The 311-nt window shown below is 61.1% G+C and carries 1 protein-coding gene; it reads left to right on the forward strand.

From position 1 onward, the window contains the following. Positions 1-44: 44 nt before the first annotated feature. The coding region (locus tag Q5L94_RS13555; protein WP_317498886.1) for a DUF5131 family protein at positions 45-311 on the forward strand (267 nt) is incomplete at its 3' end.

The following is a 311-nucleotide window of genomic DNA, read 5'->3' on the forward strand; positions in this document are numbered from 1 at the left end:
GGCAGAGCAGATCCTGTCAATTAGTGCAGCCCGGAGGAAAGATCATGGCTGAACAGTCGAATATCGAATGGACAGACCACACGTTCAATCCTTGGGAAGGGTGCCAGCGTGTCGCGCCCGAATGTGACCACTGCTATGCCGAAGCTCGCGACCAGCGCTTTAACGGCGGCAACCACTGGGGGCCAAAGGCACCGCGCCGCAGGACCGGCATCGCCAACTGGAACAAGCCTCTGCGGTGGAACAAACAGGCCCGTGCCTTCGCGGCTCAACATGGGCGGCGTCAGCGTGTGTTCTGCGCCTCACTGGCCGAT

Source organism: Idiomarina sp. Sol25, assembly GCF_033052775.1.
Lineage (GTDB): Bacteria > Pseudomonadota > Gammaproteobacteria > Enterobacterales > Alteromonadaceae > Idiomarina.